The sequence below is a fragment of the Commensalibacter nepenthis genome, assembly GCF_029953305.1.
GTDB classification, from domain to species: domain Bacteria; phylum Pseudomonadota; class Alphaproteobacteria; order Acetobacterales; family Acetobacteraceae; genus Commensalibacter; species Commensalibacter nepenthis.
On record NZ_JASBAN010000001.1, the window covers coordinates 1980453 to 2005210 of the forward strand.

The 24758-nt window shown below is 36.2% G+C and carries 18 protein-coding genes; 14 read left to right on the plus strand and 4 right to left on the minus strand.

Translation table 11 applies throughout. The features are described 5' to 3' along the window. Position 1: 1 nt before the first annotated feature. Positions 2-2101, minus strand: a complete 2100-nt coding sequence (locus QJV33_RS09340) for a S9 family peptidase (RefSeq protein WP_281463076.1) — start codon at positions 2099-2101, stop codon at positions 2-4. Between the two features lie 536 nt (positions 2102-2637). Between QJV33_RS09340 and glf the strand changes: the two genes are divergently transcribed. The 4 genes from glf (at position 2638) to purU (ending at position 7858) form a co-directional block, all read left to right on the plus strand. After that, a complete protein-coding gene (glf, locus tag QJV33_RS09345; protein WP_281463077.1) occupies positions 2638-3792 on the plus strand; it encodes a UDP-galactopyranose mutase in 1155 nt (384 codons plus the stop codon). A gap of 122 nt (positions 3793-3914) precedes the next feature. Continuing rightward, positions 3915-5423 carry a glycosyltransferase family 2 protein gene (locus QJV33_RS09350; RefSeq protein ID WP_281463078.1) on the plus strand — a complete coding sequence of 503 codons (1509 nt, stop codon included), beginning with the start codon at positions 3915-3917 and terminating at the stop codon, positions 5421-5423. 21 nt (positions 5424-5444) lie between these two features. Further along, complete coding sequence (locus tag QJV33_RS09355) at positions 5445-6956, plus strand: glycosyltransferase family 2 protein (RefSeq protein WP_281463079.1); 1512 nt, start codon at positions 5445-5447, stop codon at positions 6954-6956. 32 nt (positions 6957-6988) lie between these two features. Continuing rightward, positions 6989-7858 (plus strand): formyltetrahydrofolate deformylase, encoded by an 870-nt coding sequence (gene purU, locus QJV33_RS09360; RefSeq protein WP_281463080.1) that lies wholly within the window; start codon positions 6989-6991, stop codon positions 7856-7858. Positions 7859-7972: 114 nt separating this feature from the next. Here the strand turns inward: purU and QJV33_RS09365 are convergent, their stop codons facing one another. Next, positions 7973-8821, minus strand: a complete 849-nt coding sequence (locus tag QJV33_RS09365; RefSeq protein ID WP_281463081.1) for an NUDIX hydrolase — start codon at positions 8819-8821, stop codon at positions 7973-7975. 126 nt (positions 8822-8947) lie between these two features. Between QJV33_RS09365 and QJV33_RS09370 the strand changes: the two genes are divergently transcribed. The 4 genes from QJV33_RS09370 (at position 8948) to QJV33_RS09385 (ending at position 14589) form a co-directional block, all read left to right on the plus strand. Beyond that, the gene (locus tag QJV33_RS09370) at positions 8948-10774 is read left to right on the plus strand and encodes an ABCB family ABC transporter ATP-binding protein/permease (RefSeq protein WP_281463082.1); all 1827 of its coding nucleotides are present in this window, start codon (positions 8948-8950) and stop codon (positions 10772-10774) included. Positions 10775-10924: 150 nt separating this feature from the next. Beyond that, positions 10925-11227 carry a 50S ribosomal protein L28 gene (gene rpmB / locus QJV33_RS09375; RefSeq protein ID WP_281463083.1) on the plus strand — a complete coding sequence of 101 codons (303 nt, stop codon included), beginning with the start codon at positions 10925-10927 and terminating at the stop codon, positions 11225-11227. Positions 11228-11363: 136 nt separating this feature from the next. Further along, positions 11364-13451, plus strand: a complete 2088-nt coding sequence (gene fusA / locus QJV33_RS09380; RefSeq protein ID WP_281463084.1) for an elongation factor G — start codon at positions 11364-11366, stop codon at positions 13449-13451. Between the two features lie 127 nt (positions 13452-13578). Further along, positions 13579-14589 (plus strand): acyltransferase family protein, encoded by a 1011-nt coding sequence (locus QJV33_RS09385; RefSeq protein ID WP_281463085.1) that lies wholly within the window; start codon positions 13579-13581, stop codon positions 14587-14589. Between the two features lie 168 nt (positions 14590-14757). Here the strand turns inward: QJV33_RS09385 and QJV33_RS09390 are convergent, their stop codons facing one another. Together QJV33_RS09390 and QJV33_RS09395 are read right to left on the minus strand one after the other, a co-directional pair. Next, positions 14758-15018, minus strand: coding sequence for a GlsB/YeaQ/YmgE family stress response membrane protein (locus QJV33_RS09390; RefSeq protein WP_281463086.1), 261 nt, complete (start codon positions 15016-15018; stop codon positions 14758-14760). An 81-nt stretch (positions 15019-15099) separates the two neighbouring features. Next, complete coding sequence (locus QJV33_RS09395; protein WP_281463087.1) at positions 15100-17922, minus strand: phosphoenolpyruvate carboxylase; 2823 nt, start codon at positions 17920-17922, stop codon at positions 15100-15102. Between the two features lie 103 nt (positions 17923-18025). Here QJV33_RS09395 and QJV33_RS09400 point away from each other — a divergent pair, with 103 nt between their 5' ends. The 6 genes from QJV33_RS09400 (at position 18026) to QJV33_RS09425 (ending at position 24735) form a co-directional block, all read left to right on the plus strand. Next, complete coding sequence (locus QJV33_RS09400; protein ID WP_281463088.1) at positions 18026-19336, plus strand: DUF445 domain-containing protein; 1311 nt, start codon at positions 18026-18028, stop codon at positions 19334-19336. Positions 19337-19470: 134 nt separating this feature from the next. Beyond that, the gene (locus QJV33_RS09405) at positions 19471-19887 is read left to right on the plus strand and encodes an RrF2 family transcriptional regulator (protein WP_281463089.1); all 417 of its coding nucleotides are present in this window, start codon (positions 19471-19473) and stop codon (positions 19885-19887) included. Positions 19888-19944: 57 nt separating this feature from the next. After that, positions 19945-21438 (plus strand): Fe-S cluster assembly protein SufB, encoded by a 1494-nt coding sequence (gene sufB / locus QJV33_RS09410; protein WP_281463090.1) that lies wholly within the window; start codon positions 19945-19947, stop codon positions 21436-21438. Positions 21439-21447: 9 nt separating this feature from the next. Beyond that, positions 21448-22230, plus strand: a complete 783-nt coding sequence (sufC, locus tag QJV33_RS09415; protein ID WP_281463091.1) for a Fe-S cluster assembly ATPase SufC — start codon at positions 21448-21450, stop codon at positions 22228-22230. Then, positions 22223-23503: a Fe-S cluster assembly protein SufD gene (sufD, locus tag QJV33_RS09420; protein WP_281463092.1), complete on the plus strand. Its 1281-nt coding sequence runs from the start codon at positions 22223-22225 to the stop codon at positions 23501-23503. The genes sufC and sufD overlap by 8 nt, the downstream gene beginning before the upstream one ends. Next, the gene (locus QJV33_RS09425; RefSeq protein ID WP_281463093.1) at positions 23503-24735 is read left to right on the plus strand and encodes an aminotransferase class V-fold PLP-dependent enzyme; all 1233 of its coding nucleotides are present in this window, start codon (positions 23503-23505) and stop codon (positions 24733-24735) included. The genes sufD and QJV33_RS09425 overlap by 1 nt, the downstream gene beginning before the upstream one ends. The last annotated feature ends 23 nt before the right edge of the window (positions 24736-24758 follow it).

A 24758-nucleotide genomic window follows, 5' to 3' on the forward strand; every position in this document is an offset into this window, starting at 1 on the left:
TTTATTTTTTTGAATTGATAATTAGCAAAGCGAATGTTTGGATAAACGCAGCCTCTTTCAATGAATCATAACGACCCGCAGTGCCTCCGTGTCCTGTATCCATGTTAATTTTTAATAATAATGGTGCGTCAGATGTATTATAGTCTCTTAACTTGGCAATCCATTTCGTAGGTTCCCAATAGGTTACTCTGGGATCGGTTAACCCACCAATGGCAAGGATCGCAGGATAGGATTGCTTTTTGATGTTATCATAAGGCGAGTAACTTGCAATATATTCATAGGCTTCTTTATCCTCGATGGGATTGCCCCATTCAGGCCATTCAGGGGGTGTCAGAGGTAAAGAAGCATCGGATATGGTATTTAATACATCAACAAAGGGAACGACGGCTATAATACCAGCAAATAGGTCAGGGCGTGCATTGGCAATATATCCCATGACCATCCCCCCCGCAGAACGTCCATCAGCCATAATCAATCCTGCTTTTGTATAGTTTTGTTGAATAAGATGTTCAGCGCAACAGATAAAGTCAGTAAAGCTGTTAATTTTATTAAATTTACGTCCTTGTAAAAACCAATTCCATCCTTTTTCAGATCCACCGCGAATATGGGCAATGGCATAAATCCACCCTTGGTCTAAATAGTTTAATGCTGAATTTGAAAATGTAGGGTCAATCGCATATCCATACGAACCATAACCATAAAGAAGGACAGGGGTTTTTCCATCTAATGGAGTGTCTTTGCGATATGAAATCGTGATCGGAATTTGTTCGCCATCTGTGGCAGTTGCCCATAAACGTTTTGTCAGGTAATTTTCAGGATGATGACCAGAGGGAATAGCTTGTATTTTAAGAGTTTTTCTTTCCCTTGTGTTCATATTATAATGATACCAGTGACGAGGGGTTGTTGGGGATTGATAACTATATCGAAGCCATTCGGTTTGATCGGTCAGCGTTTTATCCAAAGAGAGTACAAATGCTTCTTCTTCTCCTGATAAGATAGTATTTTGATTATTTGTATTTGTGATGATAATGCGTGTATTGACATTGTGGAGTTCTAAACGAACGAAATAATCTTGATAAGCAATGACTTCCATGATGTAGGTCTCTGGATCATGAGCAACCCATTCTTGCCAGTTTTTAGAAGATAAAGACTCTTCTGATATTTGTTGAGTATTAGGTAAACCCATGCGCATGAGTTTGAAATTATCCGCGCCATCGAGGTTGGTCTTGATGATGAAATGGTTTTGCCAATCTGTTAACTCATATTGAATGCCTACTTGACGCTTCATAACACAGACAGGAGAAGCCGTTGGATTTTGGTGTGAAAGAAGCCAAGTTTCATTGGTTTCATGGTCGTTTGCACTAATAAAAATCCATTTATTTGAAAGGCTGCGTTCGATGGAAAGAAAAAATCCAGGATCATTTTCTTGATAGATTAAAGTGTCTTTTCCAGAAGAAAGCTCATGTCTGAATATTTGAGTAGGGCGTCCGTGATTATCTCTGTAAATCCAAAACAAATAATGACCACAAGGTGAGAACGTAAATTGCTCAGCGCAATTTGAAATCGTTTGAGGTAATAGGGTATTATTTTGTAAATCTTTAATACGAATATCCCATATTTCAGATCCTTGAGTGTCCTCGGCATAGGCAAGATAATGATGGGTTGGGCTATGTTCGATATAACCAACTTGATAATAACTCGATTGTTTTGCCTTTTGATTAGGATCGAGAATAACGTGTTCTGTTGGTGATTGAATAAGTTTACGATAATAGGTTTTATATTCGTTCCCAGCTTCATATCGAGAAAGATAAACCCAATTGCCATCCTCAAGCTCTGGGCTGCTGTCTTTATCAACAAGACGATTTTTCATTGATTGAAATAAAGTTTCTTGTAAGTCTTTCGTGGGTTCAAGATACTTTTCTGTATAATTATTCTCAGCAATTAAATAAGCTTCTATATCTTTTCTTAAGGATTTAGGATTTTGTAATACTTCTTGCCATTGCTCGTCTTTGATCCACGCGTAAGCATCTGAGCGTTGATAGCCAAGTTGTTCGATATGTATAATTTGTTTTGGTGCAACTGGAGGCAAAAGGGGGCTCATAAAATGTTATATCCTTAATTGGTATAAATAAATTAAAACTATATTGAAAATGAGAAAAGAATAAATATAGTTTATTAACTATGTTGATGTCCTTTAATACCAAGATAATTACTAAATGAAAATGGCTCTATCATTAAAGGATCTAAAAACTGGTTAAGAAAATTATATTTTTTGTGATAGCTTGTATTACATTATGGTGGTTTTTCAGTCCTGTATCTTTACAAGATTAATTATATTCTTCAACTAAAGAAAAATGTAAAACGAGATAATGCCCCAATATGATCAATTGCGTGCAGATTGTAAAACAATTTTATCTGATGCAGCAGGAAGTTAAAGTGCTAGAAAGTCAATATAGGCTTAGCTTTATGAATTTAAATCAAGTTGTTCTATTTAATTCTAAAACACATAAAAATATGAGACAATAATATAAGTGGGGATTGATTAAACCCACTTTATGGGTAATGGATATACGAGAAGGGAAAAATTTGTTATAAAGCCCTCAAAGTATCTCTGGTTATTAATAATGAAGAAAAAACATGGAAAATAGGAAAATACTGATTGTTGGTGCTGGGTTTTCTGGTGCGGTTATTGGACGTTTGTTGGCAGAAGATGGTTTTGACGTTCATATTATTGATGAACGTTCACATACTGCGGGAAATTGTTACTCTGAGCGTGACAAAGAGACTGGGGTCATGGTGCATACCTATGGCCCTCATATTTTTCATACAGATAATGAAGAAGTATGGAATTTTCTGAACCAACATGCGGAAATGATGCCTTATGTGAACCGAGTAAAAACAACGGTTAATGGGCAAGTATTTTCTTTGCCAATTAATTTGCATACGATTAATCAGTTTTTCCATAAGACTTTTTCCCCTGATGAAGCCAAAGAATTTATTAAAACAAAAGGGGATAATTCTATTGCTGAACCTCGATCTTTTGAGGAACAAGCGCTTAAATTTGTGGGTAAAGAGCTGTATGAGGCATTTTTTAAAGGCTATACTTTAAAACAATGGGGACTTCATCCTTCCGAATTGCCAGCTTCTATCTTAAAACGTTTGCCTGTTCGTTTTAATTATGATGATAATTATTTTAGTCATAAATTCCAAGGTATGCCCAAAGATGGCTATACTGTGATTATTGACAGTATTATGGATCATAAAAATATTAAGGTTTCTTTAAATACAAAGTTTGATAAAACAGATCATGGAAAATATCGCCATATTTTCTATAGTGGACCATTAGATGCTTATTTTGATTATCAACATGGACGCTTGGCTTATCGTACGTTGGACTTTGAGAAATTCACCTATCAAGGCGATTATCAAGGCACGGCTGTGATGAATTATGGCGAAGAATCTGTTCCTTACACACGTATCACCGAGCATAAATATTTTGCACCTTGGGAAAGTCATGAGGGGTCTGTGATGTATAAAGAATTTAGTCGTTTATGCACAGAAAAAGATTTGCCATATTATCCAATTCGCTTGGTTGGTGAAATGACTCAGTTGGAACAATATGTTGAGTTAGCTGAACAAGAAAGCAATGTCACCTTTGTTGGTCGTTTGGGAACGTATCGTTATTTAGATATGGATGTCACGATTGCAGAGGCATTAAAGACAGCTAGAGTATTTTTAGAGAATACTCGTGATGACAAAAAAATGCCAGCTTTTACGGTGACGATGAAGTGATTTATTTGATAACAAAAGTAATTTTGTAAAACTATACAGTTTTATATATATATGATAGACAAATCATCTAATAATACTGAGATAATTATTATAAATATTTTCGAATTAAGAGGGGTATCCATATGAAAGTAGGAGCTGTTTTATTTGTTAAAAATGAGGTCGAAGACATAGCTTGGTGGATTTCTTGGCACTTATCAATTGGTATTGATACGATTATTATTTATGATGATTATTCATCTGATGGAACTTGGGAGGTAATCAATGCAGCATCAAAGGTTTTTGATGTGCGTCCTCAACGGGCAGCAAGTGCCTCTCACTTTAATTTACGGCAAGCTAAAACATACAAAAATGCTATTGTGGACTATCGGGATGAATTTGATTGGTTAATATGTATAGACGCTGATGAGTATATAGATATTATCAATGGGGATGATGTTCATAATTTTTTGAATAAGTATGATGATGATATAGATGGCATAGCGTTAAATTGGAAATGCTTTGGTAGTAATAAACATATTATAAAACCAGCATCGCCAAATGTATTTGAAAATTATCATATGCGTTCAAATAACGATTTTGAAATGAATCAATATGTTAAGTCTTTTTTTAAACCTAAGAAGGCTTCACTTGATTTTATAAACCCACATCGATTTATCGTTCCAGGACGATATATTACTCCCAATGGTGAAACGCCAGAATGGCAAGAACAGTATCCTGAAAAAACGGTTGCATTACCAGATTGGACTGCCGCTGTAATTCGTCATTATGTTATTCGTAGTGCAGAGCATTTTGTTGAAAAATCTAAAAGAAGAAGTGATTTACGTGCTGCCAATATGGGTATGGGTTTGTTTAATTTTTATGATAAAAATGACGAATATGAACCGATGCAATTAAAACGAATTAATGCAATGTATTCGTATATATACGAAATCCAGCATCAAACTTCGTTAGATATTATTGCACAAATTGAAATGAATAGTAAAATGTCAAAAGAAATTGTGAGCGAGTCAAGTGATATAATTGATAAGATAGTTGTTATTAACGCGGTAACATATTTTTCGACAGAATTGGTTATTGATAAAGATTACGGGCAACTGGCACATATCCACCCAGATCAAAAAAATCAAGATGTTCTACCAGTGACATTATTTTCGATACCAAGTAAGCCTGATTTCGTATTTTTAATTGTATTAGATAATTTTAGTCCTATGCATCAAATTGGTGAAGCACGTGTATCTAAAATTCTAACCTATAAAAAAATTGAATTATCAGAAAATAATTTTGCGCTGCAAAGTCCTTTGACAAAAAGAGTTATTACTTCTGCGCCAGTCGAAGGGAATAATGTATTAAGTTATTTAGAGTGTAACCGTGATGAAGTGCGTGAATGGGAAACCTTTACGGTAAAAGAAGTTACAGAACAAAAAGAAGGAATCTTAGTAGAAATTGCTAAGGCTATTACCGATCATAACTTATTGAACAAAGATAAAATTAATATAGATATGAATCTGTACGCAGATGCATTCTTTGCAGGATTGGTAACTTTTGATGATTTCGAGTTAAACTTTTTCAAAAATAAAAACAATATAACAAACTATCCTTGGTTTAAACAAATAGATAAATTAAGTATATGAATATAAAGGTGGATTTTTTTTATGTTATCTTCTACGCACTCAAAAACAGCTGTGGTTTTATTTGTTAAAGATGAAGCTTTTGATTTGCCATCTTGGATTGCTTGGCATATTAGTTATAATTTTGATTCTTTGATAATATATGATGATGGTTCATCAGATTTGACGGTTGATGTAATCAATGCAGCATCTAAATATTATGATGTTAGATTACAGGCTGTTCCATATAAGCTTCATTTTCAACACAGGCAAGAAGCTGTGTATATGGATGCTGCACAACGGTTACGTGATGAATTTGACTGGGTTTTATTTATCGATGCGGATGAGTATCTTTATTTGCCTAATCATTCAAATATTCATGATTTCTTGCAGTCGTTTCCAAAAGATGTGGGAGGGATAGCTTTTAATTGGCGCTGTTATGGTGATGGGAAAAACGTTCTTCGACCAGGAGTCATCGTTCCTGAACAATTCGAATATCATTCTATGCCAGATTTGTTTGAGAATAATACTGTAAAATCTCTTGTAAAAATCAAACAAATGCATCCAGTATATCATGATCCGCACCGTTTTACAGTAGACGGAAATATAGTCAATCCATTAGGGGAGGATGTAAAGTGGCATGCTGAACATCATCGTATTGCACATGCCCCGGATTGGAGTAATGGTGCTATATTACACTATGTTATTCGTAGCGCTGAGCATTATATGGATAAAGTTAAAAGGCGGTCTGATATAAGAAATGTGATAGGTATTGATTATTTTTCATGGTGGAATCATAATGAGAGGCATGCTCCTATTCCTAAAAAAAGATTAGGTCAATTAAATAAAATTATATATACTATACAACATCAAATTTCGTTAGATAGACTTTCTAAAGCTCAGCAATGTCCATTTATCTATAGAGAATCATCTGTCAAATATACACCATATTCATTGATTACCTTTTGGGATACAGAGCTGTGCACAGATAATCTATATGGTAACTTGGTTCATCGTAAGAATGAGGATGAAACTGCGAATAATAAAGATACAGAAAATGTATTACTATTCTTGCCTAATGATTTGAACTATCCAGCATATTTGGTAACGACAAAACAAGATAGCTTTATCTATCTATCTGGTGAAAGATATATCTCGTCATGCCTATCATTTAAGGCTTCTTTACATGGTAACCGTGTTACATTGCGATCTTATACACGCGCTATATTAGTTACTTGTATAAACGATGAAATCGGTGAGAATATTTATAAAATAAAATTGAGTGCAGATTGGGAAAATGATTGGGAAATGTTGACATTACAGCCCCTTTCAGAAGAAATGGCATCTGATAACAGAGTTAATCATATAAGAAAAATAATGCAAGAAGCTGCATATGTAGATAATATCAAATTATTTAGAAATGAAGATGATTTAGTAGCAGATATATTTTCAGCTAGATTAGCTGCATTGTCTGGAAAAGAAAGAAATATTTATTGTGTTAAAAATGATATCGATGGTTTTCCATGGTTATCAAACAGCGATAATTTGTCATTTTGATAATTGGTTATTTGAAAAAGAGTTATAAATCAATGACCAATAGTAATATCACTGAATATGTATTAACCCTTTCTTGTCCTGACCAGCCAGGAATAGTAGCGGCGATTTCAACGGGGTTGTTCGAGGCAAAAGCGAATATTTTAGAATCTCAACAGCATGACGATCCTTCTGGGCGTTTTTTTATGCGTGTTGTGTTTGCTTTGGAAAATCAAAGTGAACTCTATGAGTGGCTATATACACGTTTAGAAGCTCTGGCTGGTCAGTTTAAAATGACATGGTCTTTGCATAATCGATCAAAACGCAGACGCGTGATGTTGATGGTTTCCAAAATGGATCATTGCTTGGTGGACTTGCTTTATCGTTGGCGGATAGGGGAGTTGCCGATTGAGCCAGTGGCGATTGTTGCGAATTATCCTAAAGAAGACTATGCACATATTGAAATGAAGGATATTCCTTTTTACTATTTGCCAATTACCAAGGAGACTAAGCAAGAGCAAGAACAGAAATTATGGGATGTTATCAAAGAAACTCGGACAGAGTTGGTTGTTCTGGCTCGTTATATGCAAATTCTATCTGCGGATATGATTAAAAAGCTACCAGGTCAGTGCATTAACATTCATCATTCTTTTTTGCCAGGATTTAAAGGAGCGAAAGCCTATCATCAAGCCTTTGCTCGTGGAGTAAAATTGATTGGTGCAACTGCACATTATGTCACCGAAGATCTTGATGAAGGACCAATTATTGAACAAGATGTTGAACGTGTCAGCCATCGTGATGTGCCAGAGGATTTGGTGCGTAAAGGTCGTGATATTGAACGACGTGTATTAGCCAAAGCCGTTCGTTATCATATCGAAGATCGTGTTATTCTCAACGGCAGCAAAACGGTTATTTTTGCTGATTAAGGATGACTAGCTAATGATTGACTGATCTAGCTCAATCATTAGCTACAATGAGTATAATTTGTCGTTTAATATCCCAGCAATATTGTGACCAATAAATATTTCATACAAACAAATTTATGGAAACAATTTCCCTTTTAATCCTACTTTAAGCATTTGTGCATTAGCAGATTTATTTGAAATAATGCCTAAGCGTAAAAATAAATCAATTAAAACAAGATTTATATTGAATTTAAAATCATTCGTATCACAAACGCGTCGATAAACATCGGTGATTTTCATCAGCTCAAACCCGATTGCTTCACCATCATTGGGAGTGGGTTGGAATTTTTTGGGTAGCCATATATCATAACAATATAACACATCTCGACGTAATCCTTCGGGACGAACCATGCTATAGGTAACCATACTGGTATATTCGGCTTTAGAAATAAGATCAGCTGAAATATTCGCTTCCTCTTCAGCTTCTTTTATTAAAGCTGTTTTATGAGTATATCCAGCTGGGATACCACCAGCGACGATATGATCCAGTTTGTTTGGATCAAGGCGTTTATGAGGGGATCGTTTACCAACCCATAAATAGGTTTCATCCCCATCTTTGACCAAACCATTGAGATGAACACCAGTGCCAATTATACCCAGAGAAGGTAATACAGCCCTGTCAATTTGTCCGATCGGTTTTGCATGAGGTGAAGGATAAACGTCAAATAATTCATTCATCGTTTGAATGACATTATTTTTAATCAATTGTTCTCCTAATGCTTGAAGGGAAATTGTATCGGGTAGGGTATCAATTTGGTCGTCTGCTTTATATACGCCATAATGATATAAAATTTGCATAAAGTCAGGTTTAATCCATCCGATAATTTGATTGCAAGCACGAAAAGGTAAAAAATCTTGATGAAGTTGTGCTGTATTACATTGTTGTATATAGTTTAATAATGTTTTAAATTCAGTGGGTTGCATGCATAACCTTTGTAATCACTTTAATAGTGATGATGTAAAATATTTTACAAGAATAGTGTAATTGTCTGTATTTAATTTTTTTATTCTTCTACTATATAAATTTTTATAACATTTTAAAAATTGATTATGTCACGATACACCAAATTTCATTTTTCTGCCAAAGATAGTAACCGATCAGGTTGGTCAACTTTGCTTGAGTTATTGTCTTATTTATGGCCTAAACACCAGCCTATGATGCGATTGCAATTAGTTGGTGCAACATTGCTGATGATTATTGCCAAAGTCTCAGCCCTCGGTATCCCTTATTTATACAGTAAAGTTGTCGATATTTTGTCCAAAACGCATGGACAAGAGTTGGTCTATATTCCTGTATGGCTAATTTTAGGATATGGACTGATCCGTATTATTTCCAGTTTATGTTCAGAGTTAAAAGATACCGTTTTTGCACCTTTGCGTTTTAGGGTGATGCGTACAATTACGTTACGATGTTTTGAACATATGCATAATCTTTCTTTGAAATTTCACCTTAATCGTCATACAGGTGCCATTACACGTGCGATTGAACGCGGTAGTGAAGGGGTTGAAACGATCCTAAGAGTTGGAGTTTTTAGTATTGTTCCAACTTTGATCGAAGCACTGATGGTTATTATTGTCATCGCAAATCTATACGATTGGCGATATACTGTTTTGGTTTGTGTGGCTGTTTTGGCATATTTTTTGTTCACGATTTGGTTTACGTCGTGGCGTATACAAATTCGTCGCCAAATGAATGAGATCAATAATGAAGCGAATAATCGTGCATTAGATAGCTTATTAAATTACGAAACAGTAAAATATTTCGGTAATGAGGCCCACGAAATTAAACGCTATGATGAATCGTTGGCTCGTTATGAAAAAGCATCTATTACAACGCAAATGACGTTGAATGGGCTAAATTTTGGACAATCTTTTATTATTGCCGTGGCATTGACCTCTGTGATGGTGTTGGCGGCGCATGATATTGTGTTGGGGCATTTTTCCGTAGGTAAATTCGTGTTAATCAACACCTATTTGATGCAATTATATCAACCGTTAAATTTCCTCGGCAGCGTTTATTCGAATCTTAGAAAATCGATCGTCGATTTGGAAAATATGTTTTCGTTGCTTTCGCAAGCTCCTGAGGTTGATAATCATACAGAGACCAAACATTTGCCTGCTAATCTTTCAGAAGCAGGACCAGCTAAGATCGAATTTCAAGATGTATATTTTGGCTATGATATAGAAAGAGAAATCCTTCATGGGGTCAGCTTTGTAGCCGAACCAGGCAGTCAAGTTGCGATTGTTGGACCAACGGGGGCAGGGAAATCAACGATTAGTCGTTTGTTATTCCGTTTTTATGATGTCAATTCAGGTTCCGTCAAAATTGATGGACAGGATATTCGTGACTATATGCAATCGAATTTACGGGCTGCGATAGGGGTTGTTCCTCAAGACACGGTTCTTTTTAATGATACGATTGAATATAATATCGCTTATGGTCGTTTAGGGTGCAGTAAAGAAGAAATAGAACATGCGGCAAAATTAGCACAAATACACGATTTTATTCTAAGCTTACCCGATGGTTATCAAACATATGTAGGGGAGCGCGGATTAAAATTATCAGGCGGTGAAAAGCAACGTATTGCGATTGCTAGGGCAATTTTAAAGAATCCTCGAATTCTGATTTTAGACGAGGCTACGAGTGCGTTAGATAGCCGAACAGAACAAGAGATACAACAAGCTTTGGATAGGGTGGCGAAAGGGCGAACGGTTGTCACGATTGCTCATCGTTTATCAACGATTATTCATTCCGATTTAATTTTAGTGATGATTGATGGCAAGATTAAGGAACAAGGCACCCACGAATTTTTGCTTGCAAAAAATGGTTTTTATGCCAGTATGTGGGCAATTCAAGCAAAACAATCTGATGAATAAATTTTTATTTATGGAATTTTTCTGGATTTTAATGTAGAAACACTTAAAACCCTTGACTATTGCTATAAATTTAGTCATTTAGAACGTATTAAGTATTTGTTATTCTTGCCGAGCATTCGTGTGTCGGCTTTATTATCTGAGGATAAAAGCATGTCTCGCCGTTGCCAAATTACAGGCAAAGGTGTGTTGACAGGAAATAATGTCAGTCACGCCAACAATAAAAATCGCCGTCGTTTCTTGCCTAACTTGCAAGATTATTCTTTGTTGTCTGAAATTCTAGGACAATCAATTCGTTTGCGTGTTACCAATCATGGGTTACGCACCATTGAACATAATGGTGGTCTTGATAACTTTTTGTTAACAACACCGAATCGCAAGCTTACAGAAGAAGCAATGGTTATTAAACGCCGTATTCTTCAAGCACGTAATAAGAAATTAGCTGCAACAGCTTAATTTATTACCTGATTGTTAATAGATAAAACCCCTCTTAAATAATTATTTATTTAGAGGGTATTCTTGTTTTTTATCGATTTGATGCTGATATTTTTTATTAAAAATCGTATCTTTCATCGTTTGTGGAGGTTTTCCTTTGTCCGCCCAGTCTGAACTTTCAAAAATCCGTAATATAGGTATTACCGCACATATTGATGCTGGTAAAACAACAACAACTGAACGTATTTTATATTACACTGGTGTTTCTCATAAGATTGGTGAGGTTCACGATGGAAACACCACAACCGATTACATGGATCAGGAACGTGAAAGAGGAATTACCATTACCTCTGCTGCCGTGACTTGTGAATGGAAAAATCATCGTATTAACATCATCGACACCCCAGGTCACATCGATTTTAACATCGAAGTGAACCGTTCTTTGCGTGTTCTTGATGGTGCTGTGTTTGTTATTGAAGGTGTTGCTGGTGTTCAACCACAATCTGAAACAAACTGGCGTTTGGCTGATCGTTATAATGTTCCACGTGTGATTTATATCAATAAATTAGATCGTACGGGTGCTAATTTCGATTACGCATTCAGCACATTAAAAGAAAAATTAGACATTATTGCAATTCCTTTGCAATTCCCAATTGGAGCTGAAGAAAATCTTCAAGGTATTGTTGACCTTGTGGAAATGAAAGCATTGATTTGGGAAGGTGATGAACTCGGCGCGAAATTTAACGTTGTTGAAATCCCAGAAGAATTAAAAGAAAAAGCTGCTGAATGGCGTCAAAATTTATTAGATACCGCTTTGGCTGTTGATGATGCCGCAATGGAAGAATACTTTGAAAAAGGTGATGTTTCCGTTGAAGTTCTTAAGAAATGTATTAAAAAGGGTACGATTTCTGGTGAATTCCGTCCAGTAGTTTGCGGTTCATCTTTCAAAAATAAAGGCGTTCAACCTTTGTTAGATGCAATTATTGATTACTTGCCAGCACCTGATGATGTTGAAGGTATTCGTATTGCTCCTCCTGAAGATGAAGAAGTTGACGAAAACACATTGCCAATTATTCCAGTTGATCCAGATGGAAAATTTGCAGGCCTAGCATTTAAAATCATCAATGATAAATATGGTTCATTGACATTCGTTCGTGTTTATCGTGGCGTTTTACGTTCTGGTGATACAGTATTAAATACAACGCACGGTCATAAAGAACGTATTGGTCGTATTTTCCAAATGCATGCTGATAAACGTCTTGAATTAAAAGAAGTTCATGCTGGTGATATTGCTGCGTTCGTTGGATTAAAAGATACAAAAACAGGGGATACTCTGGCAGATTCTTCTGATCCAGTTGTGTTGGAACGTATGCAGTTCCCAGTACCTGTTATTGATATTTCTGTTGAGCCAAAAACTAAAGAAGCAGTGGAAAAAATGACCCTTGCTTTACAAAAATTGGCTGCTGAAGATCCTTCTTTGCAATTAAAAACAGATCAAGAAACTGGACAAACCATCCTTTCTGGTATGGGTGAGTTGCATCTTGACATTATTATTGATCGTTTACGCCGTGAATATGGTGTTGATGCGAATATTGGTGCGCCTCAGGTTGCTTATCGCGAAACAATTACTCAGTCTCATACTGAAACTTACACACACAAAAAACAATCTGGTGGTGCAGGTCAGTTCGCTGAAGTTAAGATTATTTTTGAACCTACCGAACGTAATGATGGTATTGTGTTTGAAAATAAAATTGTTGGTGGTTCTGTTCCAAAAGAATATATCCCAGCTGTTGATAAAGGGATCAGAAACCAAGCATCTTCTGGTGTTCTAGCTGGCTTCCCAACGGTTGACTTTAAGTTTACATTGGTTGACGGTAAATACCATGATGTTGACTCTTCTGCATTAGCGTTCGAAATCGCTGGTAAAGCTTGTTTCCGTGAAGGTATGAAAAAAGCTGGTCCAGTTATTCTTGAACCAATTATGGATGTTGAAATTACCACACCAAACGATCACGTTGGTGACGTGGTGGGTGATCTTAACCGTCGTCGTGGTATGATCCAAAACCAAGAAACAGCAGGTAGCACCGTTATGGTTCGTGCTTATGTTCCTTTGAAAGAAATGTTTGGATATATTTCTGACCTACGTTCAATGACAAAAGGTCGTGCATCATTTACAATGCAATTCCATCATTATGATCCAGTGCCACGTAATGTGGCTGATGAAATTATCAATCAATCTTCATAAGATTAAGTTGATAATGTGATTTAAAAAGCGAATGTCAATTTGGCATTCGCTTTTTTTATATATAAAGTTTATGAAACGTTATTTTATATTATTTAAGGTATGAGGTATGAGGTATGAGGTATGAGGTATGGATGTAAAAAGGTTTGATGCAGTTGATGGGCTTCGTGGTGGGTTAGCTGTTAGTGTTTTGCTGAGTCATCTAGTTGGATCAATAATCGGATGGTCTGAAAATAGACCGTTTGTTGGTGCTTATATTAGTGTTGTATATTTTTTTATTATGTCAGGTTTTGTATTATCGTATGCACATGCCAAAGGTAATTTTATCAAATACTGCTTAACAAGGTTGGCTCGTTTATGGCCATTAATGTTTATCTCTACAGTTTTGATGGTTATATTATACAAATATAATCAATATCATGGAGGCTATGTATCAAGTCTTGATGTGTTTTCTCCAATGGTATTCCTTAAAAATATTTTATTTTTACATGGTGTTTATTGGTATGATTTTAAATTAATCAATGAACCTTCATGGAGTATAAGTCTAGAATTTTGGATTTCACTATTAATACCACTTCTTTTTACAAGATTAAATTTTATAATTAAAGTTATTGCAGCGACTTCTGTATTTATAGCTTTATTGTATTTCTATCGCTCTGGTGTGCCGCCGAATTTGTTGACTGCATTTGTTTCCATGTTGATTGGCTCAATCTGTTATGATCTTACAAAGAAAATATGGTTTATAGAATTACTTAAGGACAAGTTCTTTTCGATATTTGTCTTATTTGCTCTTGCAGTATGTTGTATAGGTGTTTACGGACAAACGCATAATATCTTAGATTATTTTTATATAGTTGCTTTTATTCCGTTGATGTTTGTTGATTTTCTAGATCCTGAAACTATCATATATAAAATTTTGACATACCGTTTCTTCATTTTCTTAGGTTATATAAGCTTTCCACTTTATCTGTTGCATGAATCAGTTATAATTTCAGGATTCTTATATAGAAGAGACTCTGTTTTTCTTGCAATTGTTACTGGCTTAACTGTATCAATATTTGTTGCTTATATTTATGCAAGATACGTTGATTTTTATTTATATAAATATTTAAAAGGTCAAATTAAAAAATTACCATTTTGAATATATGGTTTTGCTACTATGTGTAGTCTCAATGTGAATAATATAGAAACTATAAAAAAAAGCAATTATTCTGTATACTTGTAATAAATTATATTATTCAAAGTATTAAGTTATGTATAAGATTCAAACTGCTGCAAGCAAAGCAGTTTGAAGATATTAGTTAATAATTTAATTTTGGTTATACATAACTTCGACAGCTTTTTTATAAATATATAAAAGGATCAAGGCACCAATAACTGAGAAAATAAAGCCTGCACTTTGTCCTTCGTGATATATTTTTAATGCTTTACCTAACCATGTTGCAAAGCTTGATCCAGCAATCCCTAGAATTACCGTAATGATGAAACCACCAGGTTGTTTCCCTGGCATTAAAAACTTAGCAATGGCACCTATAATAAAACCAATAATAATTGCCCAAATAATTGACATTGTATTTTCCTTTATTTTGATATCAGTATTAATTAATAAGGTGTACAGTTTTTAAATAAAAACAACCTTCATGATAAAATATTAACCAAAAGCGTGTAACCTGTGAATTAATGCAACACTTATTTCACGTATAAGGTCAAAATTTCTTCGGATAGGTTTAAAGATTTGACGATCATCCATTGCATAGGCACCTTCGTTACGCGGGGCTTTGGGTTCATAAAAATATAGATCAGAGACATGTTCTTTGGCTTGTGGAAATACATGTAACAACACATTTAACGCTGTTGGGATTTCTAATGAGAGAATTTTTGTTTCGAGTGCCTCTCTGCTGAAATCATGATACGGAGAGAAATATGGAATTTGCGTTGAAAGCATCCATATTTCTTCGATGATGGTTAATCGAATAGCATGAAGCAAGATTTCTTTGGCATCCATGCTGGGGGCTTCATCCCAAATAGATAACAAGGTAATATTATCCGCTTGCACCCGTTGGAACATGGCTTGAGTGCTGGCCCATAAATCCATTCTTCTTAGACCTTTTGCCAAAGAAAGATAGGATTCCCGTAAATGGGGGTTATCTTCTGAATTAGCTCTGTCCAGCCAAATCCCAGGATCTAACATATAGATAATGGCACGTAGAACGGTAGAGTTGGAATGTTTCAAAGCATGGCGCGCAAAGTCAAGAGACAGTCTAAATCGAGGACTATGTTTTAACATTTCTTGGAAGGTTTCAGGGTTTGCTGATGCCGCAGTACCTAAACCTTGTAATGTGTTGGCACACCATCCAAGCTGTTGCAAAATTGCGTTATTAGGAATAGCACGCAATTGTCTGGGATGCTTAATTGTGGTGACGCTAGAGGAGGTATCACTTGGTCTGACAGCAGGGCGAGATCCAGTGCGATCAATTAAAGCAGGACCAAAGGCACTTAATAAGGTTCCATATCCTTTGTCTTTGACCAAATCTTTCATTTCAGAGCTTATGGTAGAGAAGAAATCAGCACTAAAATCGCTTTCTTCGTAAATAGGATCTTCTTCATCAAGCTCGAAATTATAAATATGCTTGGCAATGATACTGATGGTTGCGTTTGCCATTGCTTGTGATCCAAACAGTAAATAGCCATCGCCACCTTGAAATGAAGTTTCTTGACGTGTGCATATTCCATTCTTTTCAAACACAAGTTCTGTTTTTTTAGGAGATAAATATTTTAGACGGTCTTCCATGCTGAATGGATGACCACCGCGCCCCATGCTTTCTCCGTGTGTATCAAAAAGAATAAGATTGACATCGGTTAAATCATATTTTTTCAATAAGGCAGCAATTTTTTGGCGTAATTTTTCAATTTGATATGTTGCTGCGATTTGACCAATGAAGCGACCTGAATCTGAGTACCCAAATTGCAAACATAATTTACCTGTATGACGTAGATAGTCTCTCCAATGAGGTGATCTTAATGCTTGTTCGATAATATTTGCGCCATGTTGTAAAGCATTATCTGTTTCAAATAAAGGTGAAATCTCGATTTGCTTTTCGATACCAAATAGGCGTGCTAACCAGAGAGCAACTAATAATGTATATCCGTTCTCAGTTTCTGCGATCAAAAAACGAATAGGGGTTTTGGTGTCAATATGCTTAATAATTTGTGTTAATAGCATCATTAATGTGCTGGCAGATGCTTTTTCAGTAAGCAACGATCCAAAATCAACAGGAATTTGAGTTACATTTTCCAAAGCTGTGTTGATTGTATTAAATAATGTTCTTGTGTGGGAACGATTATCAGGATTGCTGGTAATCCCTAAACGCTGGCGTGCCATATTATGAATTTGGACAGAATTTAACCGCATATGTGTATGACAAAGACTTAACCCATGGCTCATAAATCCAGCACGTGCAATCAATAAATCAACTTTATGATTGTCATTGACTTGAGTGAGTGCTTGATCAAAAAGTGGAAGTAAGTCATCGCTTGATAACAAGGCATCTTGACGATTTTCGATTAGTTCTCTGGCAAAATCTGAAAATTGATCTGGATCATCATTTGTGGGGCAATGTAGTTTTTGGTTTTTAACCGTTTTTAAGGCAAGGGAAACACGTTGTTTTAAGTCTTCACATCCATTTTGAATAGGTTCAAGTTGATTATATAAACGTTGTAGTTGCAATTCCTTCATTTTTAAACGAATATTAAGACTGTCCCACCAGCCAATATCTGTCCGCCCATCAGTATCATAGCCAACCCAGCTGCTTAATAAAATAGAGCAAGGCGTTAAATCAGTCCAATAATCAGACCAATATTTTTGTGCAGCATCAAAAATATGGTTATTAAACAAATCCAACGCGTTTCTAGCCCGTTCAATGGCGTAAATTGCCAGGTCTAATTCTTCTTTTAAAGTGGGCGCTTCGGCTCTGCGGTGGGTTGAAAAAAAAGGAACCTGAGTGTCTTTATCAATTGGATGGCTGGCGATATCTGCAAGCGCAGTATAAACCGCATTTGCTATTGAAAAGGTGGGGTGTGCTGTAAAGACAGCAGCAAACTGGGTTTTTTCCACGAGGGATTTGAAACACTCAAAACTTTCCTTTGTATTGGGTTCAGACGATATGGTGGCTTGTTGCACAATATTTTGAATAATTGTTTCAATACGGGTTTCAATAATTTCTTTATCAGGATTATTTACATATTTTCGTAAATGTATAGCATGTGATAAAAATGCAGAATCTCTTAAATGTTGAATGATTTCTTTTAAATGATCGAAAGAAATTTGACCAGTTTTTAACTGTTGTTTTATTTTTTGTGATAAGGTTAATACTGGGTTTTCTGTTGGTTCATGGTTATGTTTAGACATTAATTGAGTGGTTAATGTAACCAATTGATTCAAAATTTCGGAAGGAGACGCTGAATTGTTATTCATAGGTAAATAATCCGTGTGATAATAAAATAACTTCATACATGGTGTTTATGATTGAATATTATGGATAAAATGAAAAGACATTAATTTTATTTTTAGAATAAAAATGCAAGAAAAAATTGAAAACATAGAAAAAACGTCTGAAGCAGAGCATGTGGCATGGGTATCCTTTATTCGTTATCGTCGAATAGCAACAGGGTTATTGATGGTAATGGGTGTATTGACTTTTTTAGGGTATTTAATGCCATATTACGGGATTATTCACGATAGTTTTTTGCTAAATGTTTTTCGAACTGGAGCACAAGCAGGCTTTATCGGTGGATTCGCGGATTGGTTTGCTGTGACAGCATTATTTCGCCACCCAATGGGTTTGCCTATTCCACATACAGCGATTCTGCCTATGCAACAAAAACGCTTGGGTAAGGGATTGGGATATTTTATTGCGCGCTATGTTTTTACCAAGGATGAGGTAAAAGAGACCTTGGATAAAATTGATTTTCCGAGCTTAATGGCGAGGTACCTATCTAATCAAGCCAATATCGATATGTGTGCCAAAATTATATTGAATGCTGTTCCGAATATGTTGGATCGTTTTGAAGATGGACGAGCCAGTATGTTTGTAAGTCGTATTTTTTCGCGATTGTTGAGTGGGGAATCTCTTTCGCCATTAATGGTCAGGGCTTTGCGGACAATGGTGGATAATGAACATCATCAAGAGATTGTTTCGTTTTTATTAGAAGTCATCAAAAAGAATTTAAAGGAAAAAGAAGATAGCCTGAAAGAAATCATTCAAGATCGCGTAAAAGAACAGGGGGGACGTTTTGTTGGTTGGATGATTGGTGGCTCGGTGGCATCTAAGGTTTTGCTTGGAATCAATAAAGAAATGGATCGTATTGATCCACAAAATTCAGATTTGCGTCATGGTATCGCAGAATGGATCAAAAAAGAAATTGATAAATTTGAGACCAATCCAGAACGCAGCGAAAAGATATCAGAAGCTTTAAAGTTGTTTGTCGATCATGAAAGTGTTCAAGAATGGCGAGAAGATATTTGGCAAAAAATTCGAACGCTTGTCGAAGAAGATGTCGAAAATGATGATGGTTGGATGAAAAGTCTAATTCATGATGCGCTTCTTTATTTAGCAACACAATTGCGTGAAGATTCATCCGTTCGTGACAAGGTAGTTGCAACAATTCAAGGGGCGGCGTTACGTTCTTTGCCTCATACACAACAATGGTTGGTGAATTTTACTGAAAATGTTGTTGCTGGGTGGGACAGCCAAGCACTTATCTCACGTTTAGAAACACGAGTAGGCAAAGACTTGCAATTTATCCGAATTAACGGCTCGATTGTTGGTTTTTTAGTAGGTATTATTGTTTATTTATTCATTTATATGTGCTTTGGTCATGTCACATAGAAAAAGAATTTTAATCTATTTTACAAATAGATCTTTTAAAATCTCTTTAAATGGACTAAAGTAGTCCTATATATAGTAAATGCTTAACATTAAGCCAAATAAACGGCTTACTTTTTTATAATGAAACATGATCTATGCTTAAGATATCTAAATTAACAGATTATGCAACTATTCTTTTAATTCACCTTTCACACCATCAAAAGGCAACTTCTTCGTCAATATTGGCTGTTGAAACAGGTGTTCCAGAACCTACGGTGGCTAAGGTTCTAAAGATGTTGACACGAGCATCCCTTGTCCAATCATGTAGAGGCGCGGGCAGTGGGTATATGTTAAATTCTGCTTTAAATCAGATTACCCTTGCTTCAGTCATATTCGCCATAGAAGGTCCCATAGATTTAGTGAATTGTGATCGTGAGCATTGTCGTATTACTTTAGAAAATTGTAAATTATATGGAAAATGGGAAGGGATCAGTTTGCAAGTAAGGAACATATTTGAAAAGATCACTGTTGCAGATTTGCAAAATCAAACTAAACCCTTTCATTCGTGCTAAAACACAAAAAATATAAAAATATAAAACATTCAAGAAACAACATAACAGAGTATTATAATGACTAAACCAACTCAGGATGAAGCCCTGTTAAAACAGTTAGAACCTAATGCCTATAAGTGGGGGTTTGAAACTCAAATTGAAATGGATATGGCTCCGAAGGGATTAAATGAAGATATTATTCGTTTAATTTCTGCTCGTAAAGAAGAGCCTGAGTGGATGTTGGAATGGCGTTTAAAGGCCTATCATTTATGGTTGACAATGACCCCACCTCAATGGGCAAAAGTAAAACATCCAGAGATCGATTTTCAAGATTTGCACTATTATGCAGCTCCAAAAAAGAAAAAAGGACCTAAATCTTTAGATGAAGTCGATCCAGAGCTTTTAAGAACTTATGAAAAATTAGGCATTCCGTTGAAAGAACGAGCTATATTGGCTGGGGTTGAGGGCGCAGAGGAAATGTCTGATAACCAACCGCCCGTTGCGATTGATGCTGTGTTTGACAGTGTTTCCGTGGCGACCACATTTAAGGAAACATTATCCAAAGCAGGCGTTATTTTCTGTCCAATTTCAGAAGCTATCCGTGATTATCCAGAGTTGGTTAAAAAATATTTAGGCAGTGTGGTTCCTCAAGGGGATAATTTTTATTCTGCATTGAATTCTGCTGTATTTACTGATGGCTCTTTTGTTTATATTCCAAAAGGGGTGCGTTGCCCGATGGAATTATCAACTTATTTCCGTATTAATGCAAAAAATACAGGTCAGTTTGAACGAACATTGATTATTGCGGATGATAAATCAACCGTGTCTTATTTAGAAGGTTGTACCGCACCACAACGTGATGAAAATCAGCTTCATGCTGCTGTGGTTGAGCTTATTGCAATGGAAGGTGCGTTTATCAAATATTCCACCGTTCAAAATTGGTATCCAGGGGATAAAGATGGCAAGGGTGGTATTTATAACTTTGTAACGAAACGGGCTGCTTGTCGTGGTGCACGTGCTCGGGTTTCTTGGACACAAGTTGAAACAGGCTCTGCTATTACATGGAAATATCCTTCTTGTATTTTACAAGGTGAGGGATCGATTGGTGAGTTTTACTCTGTTGCAGTGACGAATGGTCATCAACAAGCTGATACGGGTACAAAGATGATTCATATTGGACGCAATACACGTTCAACGATCCTAGCCAAAACTATTAGTGCCGGAAAATCAGACAGCACCTATCGTGGTTTGGTAAGAATGTTGCCAAGAGCCAAAGACGCACGAAATTTTACTGAATGTGACAGTCTATTGATCGGCGATCAATGTGGGGCGCATACGGTGCCTTATATTGAAAGTCAAAATAGCTCTGTTAAAATTGAACATGAAGCAACAACCTCCAAGATTTCAGAAGAGCAACTTTTTTATTGTCAACAACGTGGTCTTTCCAAAGAAGAAGCGATTGGGTTGATTGTGAATGGTTTTTGTAAAGATGTATTAAAAGAACTCCCGATGGAATTTGCCGTAGAAGCACAACAGCTTTTGCAAATTAGTCTTGAAGGAAGTGTGGGATAAATAAAGAAAATGAATATGATTTTAGAAATTAAAAATTTACATGCTTCTGTTATTGATGAAACTGCAGAAAATAGTCGCAAAGAGATTTTAAAAGGCGTTGATTTGTCCATTCCAGCAGGCGAAACACATGTGATTATGGGACCTAACGGGTCTGGAAAATCAACTTTATCATATGTGTTATCTGGGCATCCGAGTTATGAGGTTACTGAAGGTTCTGTGACTTTTAAAGGACAAGATTTATTAGCAATGTCGCCTGATGAACGTGCTGCAACGGGCTTATTCCTTGCATTTCAAGCACCTGTTGAGCTTCCTGGTGTTAATAATGCGAATTTTTTAAGAACAGCGGTTAATTCTGTTCGTAAAACTCGTGGGCAAGAAGAGCTTGACCCTGTTAAATTTCTTAAATTAGTGCGTGAACTTGCAAAGAAACTATCTTTTTCAACCGATATGCTTAAACGTAATGTCAATGTTGGCTTTTCTGGTGGAGAAAAGAAGCGTAACGAAGTATTGCAAATGACGTTATTAGAGCCTTCTTTTGCAATTCTAGATGAAACCGATAGTGGGCTAGATATTGATGCGCTGCGTATTGTTGCAGAAGGGGTAAAGTCTTTACGCTCTCTTGATTTTTCATCATTGATTATCACGCATCATCAAAGATTATTAGATCATATTCAACCTGATTTTATCCATGTTTTGGCTAAAGGTCGTATTATTCACACGGGTGGTCCTGAACTCTCTCGTCAATTAGAAGCTGAAGGGTATGGTCGATTGGTTGGAGAAGCCGATGCATAAGGGGTCAGAGGAAAACAAAATTACAGGATTACCTTCTCTTTTAGCTCGCGTTAAAGGTCAGGATCATTCTTCTGAACAAGGAAAAGCAATTGCCTTGCTTTCTGAGTCAGGGCTTCCTACTCGCCGCGCTGAAAATTGGAAATACACGGATTTAAGATGGTTCAATCAGGTTGAATTTGTTCAATCAGAACCAGTAGATACGCAACAAATTCAACAATGGTTAGAAAAGAATGTTTTTTCTTTACCTGAGTTATCAGAGCTTCCACGCTTGATTGTGGCGAACGGTCGAATTGTAAAAGAATTTTCGACCCTATTTGATTGTGCAGGTTGTCATATTGAAATCAAAAAAGATGCGTATGGGGCATTGGGACAACCCCAAAGAGATATTATGACTGCTTTGAATTATGCCATGGGTCGACAAATGATTCAATTAACAGTGTCAAAAAATCATCAAGCAGGTACAATATTATTTGTCTATTTGGGATACGGACAAAATGCTGGATTAGTCTCTTTTCATCATCGATTAAACATTGAATTACAAGATCAGGCCCAGCTATCTGTTATTGAGATGAATGCAGGTTTTGGGGAATATTTTACCAATCCTGTTTGTGAAGTCAAAATCGCATCTAAAGCTGATTTTGAATACAATAAATTGCTTAATTCTTCTATGGAAAGCTATAATTGTGCCAATTTATATGTTTCCTTAGCTGATCATGCAAAATATCGTCAGTTTTTGATTTCTAAAGGGTCTAAATTCTCTCGACAAGAAGTTTATATTGATATGAATGGCGAGTGGAGTAATGCTTCTTTTCAAGCGGTGCAGAAGCTGAGTGATAAGCAACATGCAGATATTACAACAGTTTTTTCCCACTTGGTGCCGCACTGCCAATCAGATCAAAATGTTAAGAATATTTTAACCGATCAAAGTCATGGTGTTTTTCAAGGTAAAGTTTTCGTCCACCAAAAAGCTCAAAAGACAAATGCACAGCAACAAAATCAAACATTATTACTTTCAGATCAATCCGAAATTAATACCAAGCCTGAGCTAGAGATTTACGCAGATGATGTGAAATGCTCTCATGGTGCGACGGTTGGAGCTTTGGACGAGGATCAGTTATTCTTTTTAATGGCTAGAGGTATCCCATTTCATCAAGCAAGGGAAATCCTGATTAATGCTTTTGTTGCACAAGCAGTGGAAGACGTGAATGACCCCATTGCAAAGCAATTATTAAAAGAACAATTGGGTGTTGAAGTGGTAGAGGATATTACATAATGCAAAAATCAGCTGTTTTTGACATTGAAGCGATCAGAAAAGATTTCCCTATTTTGCAGCAAAAAATTAATGGTAAGCCGTTTGTTTTTTTAGATAGTGGGGCATCTGCTCAAAAGCCGATACAGGTTATTGAGGCAATACAGAAATCTGTCTATACGCAATATGCAAATGTTCATCGTGGTGTCTATACGATGAGCGAAGCAATGACAGACCAGTATGAAGCCGTACGTCAAAAAGTTGCTGATTTTATGGGTGCGGTTTCTGCTGATGAAGTGGTTTATACAAAAAACAGCACTGAAGCCATTAACCTTGTCGCACATTCTTTTGGTTCTTTGTTAACAAAAGGGCAAGGTATCGTCATTACCGAGATGGAGCATCATGCAAATCTTGTTCCTTGGCAAATGTTGCGTGATCGGATGGGACTTCATCTATACGTCGCACCCATTACAGATCAAGGCGATATCGATTTAATTGCGCTGGAACAAATTCTTGTTGAGAATGATATTGCGTTGGTTGCCATTACACACATGTCGAATGTGTTGGGAACAATTAATCCCATCAAAATGATTGCAGCAATGGCGCATCAAAATGGTGCAAAAATCTTAATCGATGGTAGCCAAGGAATTGTGCATCAACAAGTGAATGTGCAGGAACTGGATGTCGATTTTTATGTATTTACTGGGCATAAACTTTATGGTCCTACAGGTATTGGGATTTTATGGGGGAAAAAAGAAATTCTAGATCAAATGCCACCTTTTATGGGCGGTGGGGATATGATTGAACGCGTAACTTTTGAAAAATCCACGTGGGCTTTACCACCAGTCAGGTTTGAGGCCGGAACGCAACCAATATTAGAAGTGGTCGGGCTTGGGGCTGCGATTGATTATGTTTTATCGATTGGTTATGAGAATATCACCCAGCATGATGAAGCCTTGGTTGATTATGCCGTTCAGAAGATGCAAGAGATTGCGGGATTAACGATCATCGGAAATCCTGAGAAACGCGGTAGTGTGATCGCTTTTACAATGGAAAAAGCACATGCGCATGATATTGCAACTTTGTTAGATCAAAATGGAATTGCAGTGCGTGCAGGCTCTCATTGTGCGGAACCTTTGTTACATCGTTTGCATCAAACTAGCGTCGCGCGGGCAAGTTTTGGAATTTATACAACCTTTAAAGAAATAGATTATTTTGTTGAGACGTTGAAAGTCATTCAACAATTATTTATTTAATAAAGAGGTATTATTACTACTAG

Bases quoted from the DNA above. Each gene is read 5' to 3' on its own strand.
- QJV33_RS09425 (WP_281463093.1), top strand. From the start codon at position 23,503: ATGCAAAAATCAGCTGTTTTTGACATTGAAGCGATCAGAAAAGATTTC.
- sufD (WP_281463092.1), top strand. From the start codon at position 22,223: ATGCATAAGGGGTCAGAGGAAAACAAAATTACAGGATTACCTTCTCTT.
- QJV33_RS09370 (WP_281463082.1), top strand. From the start codon at position 8,948: ATGTCACGATACACCAAATTTCATTTTTCTGCCAAAGATAGTAACCGA.
- QJV33_RS09400 (WP_281463088.1), top strand. From the start codon at position 18,026: ATGCAAGAAAAAATTGAAAACATAGAAAAAACGTCTGAAGCAGAGCAT.
- QJV33_RS09350 (WP_281463078.1), top strand. From the start codon at position 3,915: ATGAAAGTAGGAGCTGTTTTATTTGTTAAAAATGAGGTCGAAGACATA.
- QJV33_RS09390 (WP_281463086.1), bottom strand. From the start codon at position 15,018: ATGTCAATTATTTGGGCAATTATTATTGGTTTTATTATAGGTGCCATT.
- QJV33_RS09395 (WP_281463087.1), bottom strand. From the start codon at position 17,922: ATGAATAACAATTCAGCGTCTCCTTCCGAAATTTTGAATCAATTGGTT.
- QJV33_RS09340 (WP_281463076.1), bottom strand. From the start codon at position 2,101: ATGAGCCCCCTTTTGCCTCCAGTTGCACCAAAACAAATTATACATATC.
- rpmB (WP_281463083.1), top strand. From the start codon at position 10,925: ATGTCTCGCCGTTGCCAAATTACAGGCAAAGGTGTGTTGACAGGAAAT.
- QJV33_RS09355 (WP_281463079.1), top strand. From the start codon at position 5,445: ATGTTATCTTCTACGCACTCAAAAACAGCTGTGGTTTTATTTGTTAAA.
- sufC (WP_281463091.1), top strand. From the start codon at position 21,448: ATGAATATGATTTTAGAAATTAAAAATTTACATGCTTCTGTTATTGAT.
- QJV33_RS09385 (WP_281463085.1), top strand. From the start codon at position 13,579: ATGGATGTAAAAAGGTTTGATGCAGTTGATGGGCTTCGTGGTGGGTTA.
- glf (WP_281463077.1), top strand. From the start codon at position 2,638: ATGGAAAATAGGAAAATACTGATTGTTGGTGCTGGGTTTTCTGGTGCG.
- sufB (WP_281463090.1), top strand. From the start codon at position 19,945: ATGACTAAACCAACTCAGGATGAAGCCCTGTTAAAACAGTTAGAACCT.
- QJV33_RS09405 (WP_281463089.1), top strand. From the start codon at position 19,471: ATGCTTAAGATATCTAAATTAACAGATTATGCAACTATTCTTTTAATT.
- QJV33_RS09365 (WP_281463081.1), bottom strand. From the start codon at position 8,821: ATGCAACCCACTGAATTTAAAACATTATTAAACTATATACAACAATGT.
- purU (WP_281463080.1), top strand. From the start codon at position 6,989: ATGACCAATAGTAATATCACTGAATATGTATTAACCCTTTCTTGTCCT.